The sequence below is a fragment of the Paenibacillus xylanexedens genome (assembly GCF_001908275.1).
GTDB classification, from domain to species: Bacteria; Bacillota; Bacilli; order Paenibacillales; family Paenibacillaceae; genus Paenibacillus; species Paenibacillus xylanexedens_A.
Genome location: NZ_CP018620.1, coordinates 1,005,955 through 1,021,988, shown reverse-complemented (window position 1 = coordinate 1,021,988; position 16,034 = coordinate 1,005,955). Strand labels below are relative to the sequence as shown.

The following is a 16,034-nucleotide window of genomic DNA, read 5'->3' as shown; positions in this document are numbered from 1 at the left end:
CTCCACTACTTTTTCTGACTGAACTAACTTTCTGTTTGAGCCATACGTAACAATTCATATTTCATTTAAAACAAGCACTCAGCCCTATGCCTCTTCCCATAGGCGGCGGACGTTATCCATGGCAATGCGTGAGGCGGTTTTGCAATCCTCCATGCCTTCAAATTCAACCGAGATATATCCGTCATACCCGGATTTTTTCAACACACGGAACACCTCAGGCATGTCGATATCGCCATGGCCCACAATGGCACCGCGCAGGTAATTGCCATGCGAGGTTTGAAACCAGCCTTCACCGGGGTTCCGGTAGGAAGGTCTCCAGTAGAAGTCTTTGGCGTGCACGATCGACGCGTACGGAATGTTATTTTTTACGGCACTCACCGGATCTTCATCCACACAGAGGAAATTGCCGACATCCAGTGTGGTCTTGAAGTTACTCCGCGCTGTTTCGTGTAACAAACGCTGAATTCGCTCACTCGACTGCACATAGTACCCATGGTTCTCAACGCTTGTTGTAATTCCAAAACCCGCTGCATAATCGGCTATGCGCTGACAAGCCTTCACTAGTACCGGCAGGTCGATCTCAAACTGTGCTACGGTTCCCTCTGGTGCAGGGCGGAAAGCCACATCATGACGCATCAGCTTCACACCGAGCGCTGCAGCCACATCCACATGTCGCATCACATTCTGGATCTCTTGCTCCAACGCTTCGGCGTCCTCCTGCACAGCAAAGTTGGCGCCGATGGCATAATTGGAAATATCAATTCCAACCTCTTTTGCCGCAGCTTTAATCTCATCAATCAACTCCGGGTTATCGATCAGACTGAATCCCATCGGTACAATCTCCACATGTTCCCCACCCTGATCGGCGATCCAACGAATGGCATCTGGTACGGTCAATTCTTTGCGATCCAATGCTTGTTGCAGACTGTAGGTGCTGAGTCCAACTTTCATTTCCCCTCATCCTCTCCTGTAGGACGTGTCTCAAAACTCACTGAAGTGCATCTTTTACCACCTTTTCGCCCCCTGCTGCGTCACTTTCCCTTGACGTGCCCCGGCACGCCTGCAGAAAATTTCCTTGCTTGGAACGAAAATTCGGCAAAATCTGCGTCCTTCGGAGTTTTCAGACACGCCCTAGTCATTGTCCATACCCAACGTATACCTTTTTCTGGCGGACACGACAATTCTCAATAATCGTTTGGCTCACCTATTTTCCTTTTTCTAGCTCAAATCCGGTGTATCCACGAACGTTACGGCGAATTCAGACGTCTGATGAAGCTCGAATACGATGATTTCATTCTCACCTTCACGAAGGAGCGGGGCTGGTACATATAACGTTTTTTGCGGTCCTTTATTCCAGTAGCGCCCCAGATTGAATCCGTTTACAAATACAACCCCTTTGGTCCAGTTATCCAGTCGCAGAAAAGTATCTCTTACATCCGTGATATGAAACTCTCCTTGATAAAATGCTGGTCCCTGTACTTCATTAATTGCTTCGCTAATCACATCACTAAATTGCAAATCCGACAGATCAGTTAATGGCAGACAATGAATCGTCCAATTATATAAAAATTGAAAGCCATGTCGCACACCCTCGGTGATTCCCTTCGGATCTCTCAGGTACGGGCCATAGTTGATTCGCCCCATATTTTCAACAAGGATCAATAGATCTACGCCCCCTGGCGGCACTTCAAAGGATACCGATAATGCTGGATTTCCGCGTTCCAATACACCCTGAAATTGCCTATCAACAAACACAAGCGCACGGTCACACACCTCCTGAACCACCAGTTCCTGTCGCTCCCTGGGCCCGGATATTCGGGTCTGATAACAAATAAATCCATAATCCTGACCCAGCTTCTCCATCGGTTCCGGATTCGTACGCTGCACCGGGGCTGATATCCGGTCCAACTGCGCCAGTAATGATGCCTGCTGGTTCAACTCCACCCGCCCATAAGCGATGGTCCCCTTTGATTCTGGCAGCACAAGCTCACCCAGATCTTCATCGCTATACCGAGCAATAAGGTCCCTCACCGCATGGAATTTCGCTGTCGGCTCCCCGGATTCACTAAGCAGTGAATCGTAGTCGTAACTTGTAATCGTTGGTTCGTATTGATCCTTCTGCTGACAGTTCGCCCCGTTGTAAAATCCAAAGTTTGTTCCACCGTGGAACATATAAAAGTTAACCGAAGCTCCCGCTCGAAGCATCTCCTCAAACACACCAGCTACATCAGCGGCTTCTCGGGTATGATGTGACTCTCCCCAGTGGTCGAACCAGCCGTTCCAATATTCCATGCACATTAAAGGTTCGCCCGTCTGATATTCACGCAGCTTGGCGAACGCTCCCTCCGTTCCTGATCCAAAATTAACCGTAGCCAGATGCCCTGGCACTGATCCCGCTTGCAGCATGTGGTCTGTCGGTCCGTCCGAGGTAAATAACAACATATCCATACCGCGCTTCACCATGCCATCCCGTAAATATCGCAGGTAGCTCGCATCATTGCCAAAACTGCCGTACTCATTTTCAATCTGCATCGCGATGATCGGCCCACCAAGGGTGCTCAGAAGGGGTTTCAATTTGGGTAAAAGCACATCATAGTAACGATCCACATTCTCCAGAAATTTTGCATCATTACACCGCAGACGAATATCATCATCAGCAAGCAGCCAGGCAGGTAATCCGCCAAACTCCCACTCAGCACATATATAAGGACTTGGGCGAACAATCACATGTAGACCCACATCTCCCGCAATGCGAATAAAACGTTCCAGATCAGCCATGCCTTCAAAACAATACTGCCCCGGCTGGAGCTCATGAACATTCCACGGCACATACGTTTCTACTGTATTGAAACCGCAGGCTTTCAGCTTGAGTAACCGATCCTCCCAATAGTCGGGGACCACTCTGAAATAATGGATGGCACCCGACATAATCCGAATGGGCTCGTCATCATACATAAATTGTGAACCTTTATACATCAGCACCGCCATTTTACAACCCTCCCCGCTCGCTCAGATATATGCCTAACCCGGACAACGTAGGGTACCATCTGGATTCATGAATGCTTAATCGCATCTTTCTCGATGTGACCTGTGGGAAACAGCAAATTCGCTTATGCCCCACCACCGTCCCCGTGTAAAACGTTTCCCAACCACCATCTGCCCTCTGCGACTCCAGTGTAAAACGCTCAATCCGTTGACCTGTCTGGATATGTTCCATCAGCACCACCCGGTCAAATGATCTTTCTTCCTGCAAATCCAGCTCAATCCAAGCCTGTTCTGTTCCTTCGTGAGGACACCAATACGTATCCCGGCGTTCCGTCAGCACTTCCGATACGGCATGTTGTTCATCCATCGTCTCCGATGCTTTTACCAGCGCCTGCAAGGCGAAATTTTCCTGAAAAATGGTACGCAGCGAATCTCCCAATTCCTGTAGTCGCTGCACATCCGTTTCGTGAATGAGACCACGCCTATCCGGTGGAAGATTCAGCAAAAAGGTGGCGTTACCCCCCACTGAACCGTAGTACACGGCGAGCAGTTCTTCCAGTGTTTTGACCTGATCATCTTCACTGGCATGATAGTACCATCCTGGGCGAATCGAGGTATTCACCTCGGCAGGGTACCAGATCAGTGGCTCACCTTGGGAACGAATGACCTCTCGGCTTCCCAAATCACCGTCCTGCGTATTGATCCTTGTGGCGAACTCACCATCATCCACCTGTTGCGATTGCTCCTGAATCTTCTCATTACCCTGCATATGCGCTGGCACAACGCTCCATTCCGATTCCCGTGTATGCCCTGCCTCATTGCCACACCAGCGAACATCCGGGCCACATACCGAGATGACAGCCTCAGGCTGAAGTTCACGAATAAGCGCATAATAGGCGTCCCAGTCATAGACCTGCCTTTTGCCATTCGGACCCTCACCACATGCACCATCGAACCATACACAGAAGATGTCGCCATAATTCGTAAGCAGCTCGCGCAACTGTTGGAGGAAAAACTCGTTATACCTCTCGGAATCTCCATAAGTGGCTTCATGACGATCCCAAGGAGACAGGTACACGCCAAACTTCAACCCGCCCTCACGGCAGGCATCGGAAACTTCCCGAACCAAATCCCCCCTACCATTCCTCCACGGACTAGCCGCGACCGTATGCGCTGTAAATTGACTGGGCCACAAACAAAATCCATCATGATGCTTACAAGTCAAAATCAGCCCCTTCATCCCCGCAGCCTTGCACGCCTGCACCCATTGCGCTGCGCTCAGTTCAGAAGGATTGAAGATCGCCGGGTCTTCCTCCCCAGTGCCCCATTCCTGATCCGTAAATGTATTTACCGTAAAATGAATAAACGCGTAGAACTCCATCTCCTGCCATCTCATCTGGCGTTCGGATGGGCTGACCTGTGCTGCGGACTTAATCCATTCGGCTGGTTGCAGTTCACGATTCATGGCGTATCACTCCTTTTATTTAGCGCATCCCTATATCAACACCCTTGCTTGGACCACTACTCAGTGCACTACTGTCCATGAATGGCCTTGATGCAAGCAATAACTGCTGCTTGGCTTCTTCAACCAAATGTGGATCAATGGGATAATTAAAGCTCCCTTTGTACCTCACGCCTGATCCCATATGGATTTCCGTGATACCCGTCTGCCTCACTAGCGTTTGAATTCCCTCTATGGTGACCCCCGACCCTGCCATGACAGCGATGTTCAAGATTTGCCCCAATTGCTGAAGCTGTTTCAGTTCTTGCATCGCTTCAGGTGCTGTCTGTTTTCCTCCCGATGTAAGTACACGCCCCACGTTGCCCAATGTGTTAATGGCCTTGAGCGCCTCAGTCAGGCTTGTGCTCACATCAATAGCACGATGAAACGTAACGCCCAAACCCTGAGCTTCGGCCATACATAATTGCATGGATAAAAGGTCCACTTCACCATCTCCGGTGAGGGCGCCGATCACGATGCCAGCGGCTCCAAGTTCCCTCGCCACGCGTACATCCCGGGTCATGGCGTGGATGTCATCTGCGCTATAGCGGAACGAGCGGCTATGGGGACGGATCATGACATACACCGGAATGGATACCTGGGATACCACATGCTCCATGACGCCATAACTGGGGGTAAGTCCTCCTTCGGACATCGCAGACACCAGCTCAATCCGATCAGCCCCTCCCTCCTCAGCTGCTTTGGCATCTGCCGCATCTACAGCGATGACTTCCAATACAGGCTGTCTTTCCATAATGTAGCTCCCTTCACTTCATCGTAGATTATTCCAGCGTATTAAGGTGATCATCAGCAGGACATTATGTCGTAAGTAGATACTTCCGAGATTGCAATCCCGTATTCTCACCCAACCCTCGCATCGTTAACCAGTATTGATAGACATCACTCGAACTGCACACAGCCTGATCCATGACATAAAGGACCGACTGAACGCTTCATCAGCGCTCCTGCGGTCCTTCTTCATCATTATCTGAAGACGGTCAGCTTCCAGATGAAAATCTGCAAAGGCTGGCCGTCCTGAACAATATATGGTTTGTCGGCAATGATCTTCATGATTGGATTCTCCTTTGGGGACCGGAATGGGCTAGCAAATAGAGAGCGCAACGGATACCATATACTTTGTTTGACGAGTTTTGTTATTTTTGTTATTTATAATGTTATTATCGATTAGCAATAGTCTAAAACGTTAGGATCAGAACGTCAATACAAAAAAAGACACCCGGAGGGTGTCTTCGTGTCTTGGATAACCTTCTGGTTATCCGAGCTTTTCTATTTTCTACGCCGAGCCTTCGTCATTCGATTAAACATAATCAGTGCAGCAATAATCATGGCTATCATGGCAATATTACTCGCCACTTCTTGTGATAGTCCGAAAAGAACTCCCAGGTTAGTCACCAGGCCTCTTACAATCAGCGCCACCACAACCAGCAGGATTGGACTCAAAAAATTATAATTTCTCATTCCTCGCAACACCCCTGACTCCATTGTTCAGAACTACGAATCTCATAACATTATCATAACAGTAGCTATTCCGTGTTACAACAAAGGACACCCGCGAACGGTGTCCTTTGTCATGTACCCACGTATTCTACTTTTGATGACAGAACAATCTTTCGATTGTTGCTATCACCTGATATTTCCGATTATCTTCTACACCTGTTTGAATTCGATCCAGTCAATCTGGAGACCTGGTTTCGTGAAGTCCAGTTTCAATTCATACAGTCCTGCTTCAAGATCTACTTTGACAAGTTTCTGTCTGATCCATTTGCCTTCCGTACCATTTGTTTGGATGGTGGTTACCAACTGGTCATTCAGGAGCAGGTTACATGCACTTTGAGCAAGTTCCGGCTCAGGGGACATGATCTGTACGATAATCCGATAATGACCTGCCTCGTCCACTTTCATGTAGACGGGTTCAGCTACCGCAGGTTTCACCTGTGCGTTCTCAACCAGCGCCTGAGCTTTTGCAGCAGATAGGGATGCATTCGCTTGGAACGAAGCGACGTTCTCCACGATCTCGTGTTTTCTGCCGGACACTGGTGCATTCATGATGAACTTGCAGATATTAATCGCCGAGCGTTGCAGCTCTCCGCGAGTCAATGTTCCATTTTCCAAGGATTCAATCGTGTTATCGTCCCAGCCGTTAATCTCTGCGCCATAGTTCGGTACAACCATGTAGAGATCATTCTGCGCACGAATCATCCAGTTGGTGTATTTGCGATCAGCCTCGCCACCTTCGGTCACATCGTTCATAATCGCCCACCAGTCGGTCATGACGATACCCTCGAAATTCCATTCGCCACGCAAAATCGTGGTGTTCAGGTCGTAGTTGGATGCCGCCCAGTGTCCGTTAACCGGGTTGTAGGAGGTCATGATGGAGTTTGCTCCGCCTTCTTTTACAGCGATTTCGAACCCTTTCAGGTAAATTTCACGCAGTGCACGCTCAGAGACAACAGCATCTACTTTACTGCGGTGCTTCTCCTGGTTGTTGCAGGCAAAGTGTTTCAGTGTCGCATTAGAACCACCCTTCATAATACCTTTTGTACACGCTGCGGCAAATACACCCGAGATCAGTGGATCTTCGGAGAAGTACTCAAAGTTCCGGCCATTGAGCGGGCTCCGGCGGATATTGAGTCCAGGCCCGAGCAGGGTATCCACCTGATTTCTCAGCAATTCCTGTCCTTCCATCACATACAACTCTTCAACAAGATCCTTATTCCATGTCGCCGCAAGCAACGTACCAATGGATACCTGTGTTGCTTTCTCGCCACTATCCATACGAATACCGGACGGGCCATCTGCCGTACATGCTACCGGAATACCGTAGTTAAACAGGCTGTCGCTGACACCACCAAATGCAGATGCCGTCCCCGAAGTAACGAGCGGACTGCTCATGCCTTCGCCACGGACAATCGCCGCCAGATCCTGATCACTCAGTTGAGCGATGAAGGTTTCCAGACTCACTTTGCCAGCCTTAACGTCACTCAGCTTGTGGCCCTGGTTACCTGTCTGCTCCAGCGTTTGCGGGAGATTCTGCTCAATCCGATTCGCCATGGATATCTTACGTTTCGGTACTTCTGCATAAGTCAGTTCATAAGATCCATCTTCCTTGCGTGAACCTGGTTTCATCCGTGTAAAATCTTCAGTTGGGGCCATCGCTTCTTGCAGTTGCTCCACCAATTGAAGAGATTCAATACTATAGCCATCCTGGCAATCAATGCTGATATGCTGCACTTGTTTCACACTGGTTCCTACATGCAGTCGGTATGTGCCTTCTTCCAGAACGTATGCGGAAGCATGGCCCGTAACGCCTGCATCATCGTAAGATGCCATCGCATGGATCGGGAAGCTGATCGTCAGAATTTCTGACTCGCCCGGCTGCAACAATCCTGTTTTGCCAAAAGCCACCAAAGCCTTCACCGGTTGTCCCAGTTTGCCTTGTGGTGCTTCATAATAAACTTGCACAACCTCTTTGCCCGCATATGTTGTACCTGAGTTGGTCACATTTACACGAACTTCAATGTAGGTTTCGCCGTCTTTGGACACTGATTTTGCTTCTTCGTGCTGAGCCAAAAACGTCGTATAAGACAGGCCGTAACCGAATTCAAACTGAACACGCTCAGGTCGAAACGTTTCGAAATAACGATAACCTACATAGATATCTTCCTGATACAGGTTCTTGAACTCATTGCCGTAGTTGCTTGTCGAAGGGTAATCTTCGATGGAATATGCAATCGTATCTGTCAGTTTACCGCTTGGTGTAACGTCCCCCGCCAGCACATCGGCAATCGCATTACCACCCTCCATACCACCATGCCAGGAGTAAATTACACCTTGGATTGGATGTAGATACGTTTCGTTTAACCAGCTCATGTCGATGATATTTGAGACATTCAACACAACGATTGTTTGTTCAAATTGCGAAGTAACTTGCTTCAACATCGCTTTCTCATCTTCTGTCAGTTGGTAACTTCCTGGCGCATCCGCATTATCCTGGTCTTCTCCTGCTGTACGTCCAATCACGATAATGGCTTTGCTGGATTTGCTTCTAGCCTGTGCAACAAGTTCATCCGTCAAAGGCATTTCTTTCTGATTCCATGGCTCAGCCGCCCATACTTTTCCGCCATCATCAAATGGATTTTCCTCAATCCACTTCTCATAGACAGCTGCCAGCTCTTCATTGACCGTTATATTCTTTTTGCTGCGCAGACCATCCAATAGATTCGTTGTGTAGGCCACATGAACACTACCGCCTGAACCTGTGCCGCTGCGATAATAATTGACTTGAATCCGTCCAAAAACTGAAACGTTTTCGTTTTCACGAAGTGGAAGCACTTGGCCTTCATTTCTGACTAAAACGGCTCCTTCTGCGGCAACCGTACGACTAAACTCTGCAAACCCTTCCAATGGAACTCCGATTTGATGTGTGCTCAATGATTTCCCTCCTGATTGTCATCCCCATACCTACGAATCGCTATATATAAAATGAACTATATAAATTGAACTAAAGAATATTTACACTGGACACTCCGATGACAGAATAACCTTCCGATCGCTGTTATCCCCAGATTTTATGAATCCCCCTTATATGGGGAAAATCCGGGGATAGCGTATGCTTCCGATGCAGCTTTCTTTCAGAAAGCTTTTAGGCGAACGCTTTCGCTTCTTCAGGTTTTTTCTGTCCTCTCCGTTTCGTGTAAATGTTTAGTTCAATTTATATAACAAAACGTACACTCATTTTATAAAAAGATATTCTATGATCTGGTAGATTCACTTGTACCTAGTCTCATATTAACAGATTCTATAGAAGAAATTAAATTAGATTTGTGCTTTATTTATTTAATTAAAACATGTCCAGGATTATCGGCATAATAAAAAGCCACGGACATCTGTTGTCCGTGACTGTTCTTCATTTGAGATACGCATATCAAGTTGTAAGTTTCGCATACACCAGGAAGAATAACATTTCTTCGCCCATGATGACATAACCCGGTACCTGGTAGACCAGATCCACAAGGACAAATGCCACCAGCAACCCTACCATGACCGCCAGATGACGCGGGCCCAGCCGCAGATGTGCGTGTCTGTAGCGGTGGAACACAAGGGAAGTCGACAAGAAATACAACAGCGTTGATCCAAATACAAACCCTAGCATGAACACATAGTTTAACTGATTCTGATATAACAGCTGAATTGAAGCAGCGATCATACTCATGGAGATGTAGATGAACAGATGACCGTATATGATCGCTTGCCCGGCAGTCTGGATCTCTTTGCTGACCTTTTTCTCCACGTTGTCGAAGTACTGCCACCACATCGCAATGACAAAGATGGACGTAAAGGCGGCAAACAAAATCGATTTCATATCCCAATGATCGGCTTGCAACACAGCGATAATGCTCACCACCGATTCACCCAGCAGGATGAGTGTAAATAACGCGAAACGCTCCAACAAGTGATGGGTCTGAACGGGCACTTTCACCAAGTTTTTGCGTCCGATCAGCGGAAGCAAAATATCAACGGCAATCCCCACATACAAAATCAAGTAGCGCAACCAGGAATCGAAGAATAGTGAGCCCGATGAGATCAATATACCAATGAGGAAACAGATGCCCAAGTAACGAGCGGCTTGCTGTTGATGCTCACTTTTCGACTTGTGAACCGTCAGATACTGAATCGCCGTAAAAGCCCGTGAACCGATATAACCCACGAAGAAAGACAAGTAGTATTGGTCAAAATGGGTAGAGAGACTCGCCGTCATGACCATCACGGACAGGAGCTGAAGGATGAGGAATATTCGATGGATCAGGATATCTTGACCATAGCGGTTAATAAATAAGGTCTGACCGACCCATGCCCACCAAACAGGGATAAAAATAAGCACAAACTTCATTAAATATTCAAACGTAATTACTCCGTGTTCGGCATGTAACAAGACATGACCCGCTTTGGAGACCGCTGCTACAAAGAGCAGATCGTAAAACAGCTCCAGCCAGGTAACCTTTTTCTCCATCATCCTTCGTTGCTCCTTTAGGTTTTTCATTTACACCTACACTCCGATGACAGAATAACCCTCCAATCGCTGTTATCCCCAGATTTTTTTGATTCCCTTTTCCTAAGGGAAAATCCGGGGATAGCATATGCTTCCGATGTAGCTTTCTTTCAGAAAGCTTTTAGGCGAACGCTTCGTTTTCAGGTTTTTTCTAATAGAACTCTTATTAATTCGCAGCTGTAGCAGGTGCAAGCGTTCTTACCACAATTGGTTGCAGATTGTCCTCAATTTGAGGGCGGTATTTCTCAAACCACTCAGGCAGCATCAATTTTTGTCCAAGCGAATCAGCAGGTTCATCTTTGGCAAAGCCCGGAGGATCTGTAGCAATTTCAAACAGAATGCCACCAGCTTCTCTGAAATAGATTGCGTTAAAGTACTGACGATCCCGCACTGGAGTCGGTTGGTACCCGTAATCACGTACAGCTTCACTCCACTGTGCATGCTCTTCATCGTCTTTGGCGCGCCATGCAATATGGTGCACGGTTCCTGCGCCGCCCATACCCAGAGCCATACGGGTCACTGGAACATCTACGACATTACCGATATCCCCGCTGGACCGGAAACGGGCATACTCTTCATTTTCACTCACTCTGACAAATCCCATGATTTTCTCAAGAGCATCCATCGTTCTTTGCGGATTAACACTGAACAGGACAGCACCACCGAAGCCTTTGATCGCTTTATCTGTTGGAATCCCTTCGTGTGTCCAAGTGCTGGTTGCTCCTTCTTCCCGTTCAACAAGCTCAAGCCGCAGGCCTTCGCTATCTTCGAATTGAAGCAGCTCTTCATTGAAACGACTTGTTTTGGTTACCTCAATGTTATACTGTTCCAGCCGATTCTGCCAGAAGCCAATCGACCCAGGAGGAATGACATAGGAAGTGATACCGACCTGACCTCCGCCAATTTTGCCCCGTGGTGATCCAGCGGATGGGAAGAAGGTAATGATGGTACCCGGGCTTCCGTGTTCGTCTCCAAAGTACAGATGATACACATCAGGTGCATCGAAGTTGATTGTTTTTTTCACGAGACGAAGTCCCAGAACTCCGGCATAAAAATCAACGTTGGCCTGTGGATCTCCTGCGAAAGCTGTAATATGGTGAATACCTGCTGTTTGCATAGTCATGATTAATTCCTCCTTGGTTTGGTAAGCATGTTTTGAATTGAGTAGATGTTAGAGTATTTGAGTTAGTTAATTTATTTATAGTAAATTTGTATTATCTTAAAATTAAGATATATGATCTAGCGAATTATATGCTAGTTTTTATTTTGATTGGCCTGTTCTTGTTTCAATTTATCAGGAGTCACGTCATCGCCGTTTGGATCATAGATGGTTGCATTCAGCAGAATGTCGTTGACCGAACCACGAAAAGTTTGCAGATATTCCTGGCGAAGACGAACCTGTTCCTCTTTCTCCATCTCCGTCAATCCGCCCTCTTTGGCTTTTCTAGAAAGTTCATTTATTCTGGTCAATGTTGGGATCATCATCTTGATCTCTCCTCATAATGGATTAAAGATATTTGTTCTTGGCTGTTATTTATATTTAAATTAAATATCTTAAGTTAAAGATAATTGATTTATGATCGGTTGTCAACTCTTTTATAAAAATTAAATGACTGCACCCGTTCCTCTGCTCTACTCCATGTTGCTTTAAGTATGACTCCAAACAAAAAAGGGCTAGCTCCGCAGTAATTTCACTTACTACGAACCTAGCCCTACATGTATTTATTTTATTAGCCCAGTTTTTGACCACAGTTCGGACAGAAGTTGGCTCCTTCATTTTTGGCTCCACAGTTCGGGCAGAAGTTTGGCTTCTTGTTGCCTTCTGTAGATGGAGAGTTACCTGAATCACCGTTGCTATTGCCCGCTGGCTTCTGGTCAGCATTCTGATTCTGAGACGAACCCGCATTGTTGTTCTGATTCTGGCCTTGGTTCTGGTTCATGTTTTTCATCATTTCATTGGCCATATTCATACCCATCATCATACCCGCCATATCCGAAGCTGCGCCGCCGCCCTGTACTTTACCGGATGAGATGCCGTCTGTCATGCTGACCTGCTGATACTTTTGCAGATTACCAATCATCTCATGCGAAGCGGTCTTTGTAATCATATCCTGAATCTCTTTTGGATAATTGAAGCTCATCACCTGGAAACCGGTAATCCCAATTCCGATGTCCATCATCTGCATATCCAGATCTTCCTGAATCCCCTTGGCAATATCCGATGCATTGGCCTGCAGGTTGAACATATCCTTCCCTTCACGGCTAATCCACTTCATTAGAAGCTGATCCAGCACTGAAGTGATTCGGATCTTGACATCCTCGACCAGATAACTCTGTTTGATGCCTGCAATCTTATCAATCAGGGTCACATAGTCACTTACTCTGAAATTAAATGTTCCGTTGGCCCGAATCGGCATCCCGCCCGGGAGTTGTGGAGTCGGAATCAATACCGGGCTTTGCGTGCCCCAGCGCACGGTGAACTCTTTGGTATTTACAAACAATACTTCGACCCGCATGCCGCTGTTGAATCCGAATTTGAACCCTTTTAAGGTAGAAAGGAACGGAATGATCTCGGAATCAATATTAAACGATCCTTCGTCCTCGAAAATCCCTTCCACTTTACCGTTATTCAGGAAAATGGCGTCCTGACCGGAGCGGATGATGAGTTTACTCCCCTTCTTGATCTCCCGGTTGCTCCACTTCCAAAATATCATGTCATCTCTGAACTCTTCCCATTCCACCACATTCGAAAATTGATTTCTGAAAAATCCCATACTCGTTCCCATCCCTTCTATTTAACATACTTCGCAGACTCGTTACTAAAACGAACCTCTACTTCCACTGTGTGAATGACCGCCTCGGGAGGTACCTCCACCGCCGCCTCCTCCACCGTTGTTATTGTTCTTCTCGATTTTGCGCTTGGTTACGGTTGTACGGATGTAACGATCCTGACGATCAATTACACTGGAATTGCTTGAATCCTCATAAGTCGCACGATTGACCGTGACACGTCCTCCGGAACGATAGGTCATAATACCAACAACAATACTGCCAAGAACTACAGATACTCCCAATTGAAACCAGCCGTTGAACAAAATGTTGTTTGGATTCACACCGGGTTCATACCCCATATATTTGTAAGAGAGCTCAATATATTTCTCAAATGCGAGTTTATAATCCCCACTGGACAATTCAGAGGTAATCCGGTTACGGATAGAATCTAGTCGCTGATCACTCAAATATTCTTTTGCCTTATAAAATCCAGCCAGATACACTTCGCGATTATTCATATCCATCGTTAATATGACAGCATTGCCAAGTTTTTTGTCGTACCCTAGCTCCTGCTTATCATAAAAATCTTCAGTTAAGAGTATAACATCCTGATTCTCAACATTATTTGTTGTCAAAATAACAAAGTCCGTCTGCCGTTCCGCGCCATACTGATTCGCAAGTAGATTCAGTTCACTTATCTCCTGCTCACTCAGCAAGTTGGCCTCATCGTAGATGAGATTTTTGCTCTCCGCTGCGGATGCCGATGACATGGGAAACAACGGAGCGACAAGGGTTATCATAAGTAAAATGAGCGTAGCCATCACGGCCAGAGGGGTTCTTTTCCTCATAAGAATCCACCTCCCATCATCCAGGAAACCAGCTTCAGTGACAACAACGAGACCGCAGAGACTCCTGCGAACCATCCGGCCACTTTGGCTTTGCTGATCGGTGGTTTACCGACCACTTTACCTGTCTGACCATTCATGGCAAAGGTATACTGTGCCCGATTGTAGTCATAGTTGACCATCCACACTGGGAGCAGCACATAGTCCGCATTTTTGAGCGTAGTATTAATCTGTTTGTCCGTGTAGCTCACGCTGGTATATCCGGATACAGTTGAGGCAATATAAGAATCAATGTACGATCTCGTTTTATCCTTGGCCCGTGGAAAAAGTTCCTCGTCCGTATAACTATATTTTTCCGCAATGTACCCCGCCAGATACGGGGTCTTGAACAATTTCAGCTGATTATATGGGAAAGGCTCCAGCTTATCCATCAGTTCATCTTTCATTTTCTCCGATGCATCGATGGGCAGGTTCACGTAATTCAGCCGAATCCGGCGGTATATATCGAAGTGCTGTGTTTCCGTGTAATGGTAGTCGCCCTGGGTGTAGGATCTGACCTTGGTGCCACGACCATGCACTTCGATTTTGTTATGTAACTCGTACAACCAGAACGGCACGTACATGCCAGTAATGCTCTGAATCCGATCGGCGGACATGAAGCCACTTGGCGTTAAAAGGCCGTTTTTGCACCACTTTTTGAAAGCCTGCTTGGCTTGATCCTTGTTGATCGAAAAAGGAATCACCATCGCAGGGGCCAGATTGCCCGTCAGCCGATCACTGAGTACAACCGCTGCACCGCAGAAACTACATGTCGTCGCACTGGTCTCCGGTTCTGTCACAATGTCAGCTCCGCAGCTGTTACAGTGGTATTCTTTGACCTCGTTTTCGGTGAATACTTGTCTTTTCAAGGGATCGGGGATCTGCTCTATGTTGTCCTGGCGGCCGCAGCTGGGACAGGATAATGCACCTGACACACTGTCAAAGATCATGCCACTGCCGCAGTTTGGACATTTATATTCAATAACCGGCATCTGCTCACCTCAATGTTAACGAAATGGTGTAACGTATTACTTATTCTTCAGCTTTTCCTGAATCGCTGCGAGTTCTTCCTCTGCACTTGGCGACGCACTCTCATTATTACCCGCATCTGCGTTCATGTCCCTCTCCAACTGGGCAATTAATTCGTCCAAATCATCTTCCTGTGCCCCAGCACGAAGTTCTGCCAAAGCCTCTGCTTCATTCAGCGCCTGGTTCGCCTTGTCTTCCATGGCCTTCAATGCAGCATCAGCTCTGCCCGCAGATGCATTCCGTTGGTTGGCCTGTTGCTGCGCCTTTGCATCTGCCATGCGACCTTTCAGTTCTGCATGCCGCGCCTCCAATTTCCCCAGATCTGCAACGAGTTTATCATTCATATGTTTCATCATCTTCGCTTTGGCAGAAGCACGTTCATAGGCAGCCTGTAATTCGTTCAATTTGTCAGCTAGCTTCACTTTCTTCTCCAGAAAACCGCGTGCCTTATCTTCGTCTCCCGACTCCGCCGATTTTTCCGCATACCGCTGTAACTTCTTGACCTCGGTGCTGCACTCATCCAATGCTCGCTTCGCCCGGCTCTCATCCGACAGCACCGCTGCCGTTTCAGCCTTCACCTGACCCAGATCACTACTCAGGTTGCGCATATACTCATTCACACTTTTCTCCGGGTCTTCCGCCCGAGACAACATGTGGTTCACATTGGCCTTCATCACGTCTCTAAACCTCGATAAGATTCCCATTACTTGTTCCTCCTCCGAAAAGTTCATATGTATACTATAATACATGAATACGCCCACATACGTTTCACATTTCACGATTGGAAGTGGAG

General features: G+C 47.2%; 13 protein-coding genes. All 13 read right to left on the bottom strand.

Annotation, left to right across the window (positions count from 1 at the left end):
• Positions 1 to 84: 84 nt before the first annotated feature.
• The 13 genes from BS614_RS04575 to BS614_RS04515 all read right to left on the bottom strand — a co-directional run bounded on the left by BS614_RS04575 (position 85) and on the right by BS614_RS04515 (position 15,945).
• Positions 85 to 951 carry a sugar phosphate isomerase/epimerase family protein gene (locus tag BS614_RS04575; protein ID WP_074093073.1) on the bottom strand — a complete coding sequence of 289 codons (867 nt, stop codon included), beginning with the start codon at positions 949 to 951 and terminating at the stop codon, positions 85 to 87.
• Positions 952 to 1,218: 267 nt separating this feature from the next.
• A complete protein-coding gene (locus BS614_RS04570; RefSeq protein ID WP_074093072.1) occupies positions 1,219 to 2,988 on the bottom strand; it encodes a glycoside hydrolase family 35 protein in 1,770 nt (589 codons plus the stop codon).
• Between the two features lies 1 nt (position 2,989).
• Positions 2,990 to 4,450, bottom strand: a complete 1,461-nt coding sequence (locus BS614_RS04565) for an alpha-L-fucosidase (RefSeq protein ID WP_074093071.1) — start codon at positions 4,448 to 4,450, stop codon at positions 2,990 to 2,992.
• Positions 4,451 to 4,469: 19 nt separating this feature from the next.
• The gene (locus BS614_RS04560) at positions 4,470 to 5,240 is read right to left on the bottom strand and encodes a copper homeostasis protein CutC (RefSeq protein ID WP_074093070.1); all 771 of its coding nucleotides are present in this window, start codon (positions 5,238 to 5,240) and stop codon (positions 4,470 to 4,472) included.
• A gap of 533 nt (positions 5,241 to 5,773) precedes the next feature.
• On the bottom strand, positions 5,774 to 5,965 hold the full coding sequence (locus tag BS614_RS04555) for a hypothetical protein (RefSeq protein WP_017691199.1): 192 nt from the start codon (positions 5,963 to 5,965) through the stop codon (positions 5,774 to 5,776).
• A gap of 189 nt (positions 5,966 to 6,154) precedes the next feature.
• Positions 6,155 to 8,938, bottom strand: coding sequence for a glycoside hydrolase family 3 C-terminal domain-containing protein (locus BS614_RS04550; RefSeq protein ID WP_074093069.1), 2,784 nt, complete (start codon positions 8,936 to 8,938; stop codon positions 6,155 to 6,157).
• A gap of 493 nt (positions 8,939 to 9,431) precedes the next feature.
• Complete coding sequence (locus tag BS614_RS04545; RefSeq protein WP_074093068.1) at positions 9,432 to 10,520, bottom strand: low temperature requirement protein A; 1,089 nt, start codon at positions 10,518 to 10,520, stop codon at positions 9,432 to 9,434.
• Positions 10,521 to 10,722: 202 nt separating this feature from the next.
• Positions 10,723 to 11,679 (bottom strand): ring-cleaving dioxygenase, encoded by a 957-nt coding sequence (locus tag BS614_RS04540; protein ID WP_074093067.1) that lies wholly within the window; start codon positions 11,677 to 11,679, stop codon positions 10,723 to 10,725.
• 131 nt (positions 11,680 to 11,810) lie between these two features.
• The gene (locus tag BS614_RS04535; protein ID WP_074096683.1) at positions 11,811 to 12,038 is read right to left on the bottom strand and encodes a DUF896 domain-containing protein; all 228 of its coding nucleotides are present in this window, start codon (positions 12,036 to 12,038) and stop codon (positions 11,811 to 11,813) included.
• Between the two features lie 248 nt (positions 12,039 to 12,286).
• Entirely contained in the window at positions 12,287 to 13,330 is a 1,044-nt protein-coding gene (locus tag BS614_RS04530; protein WP_074093066.1) for an SPFH domain-containing protein, read from the bottom strand.
• A gap of 45 nt (positions 13,331 to 13,375) precedes the next feature.
• Positions 13,376 to 14,176 carry a TPM domain-containing protein gene (locus BS614_RS04525; RefSeq protein WP_074093065.1) on the bottom strand — a complete coding sequence of 267 codons (801 nt, stop codon included), beginning with the start codon at positions 14,174 to 14,176 and terminating at the stop codon, positions 13,376 to 13,378.
• Positions 14,173 to 15,204: a TFIIB-type zinc ribbon-containing protein gene (locus BS614_RS04520; RefSeq protein ID WP_074093064.1), complete on the bottom strand. Its 1,032-nt coding sequence runs from the start codon at positions 15,202 to 15,204 to the stop codon at positions 14,173 to 14,175. Before BS614_RS04520 ends, BS614_RS04525 begins: the two co-directional genes overlap by 4 nt.
• A 36-nt stretch (positions 15,205 to 15,240) precedes the next feature.
• Positions 15,241 to 15,945, bottom strand: coding sequence for a PspA/IM30 family protein (locus BS614_RS04515; RefSeq protein ID WP_074093063.1), 705 nt, complete (start codon positions 15,943 to 15,945; stop codon positions 15,241 to 15,243).
• Between the last annotated feature and the right edge of the window lie 89 nt (positions 15,946 to 16,034).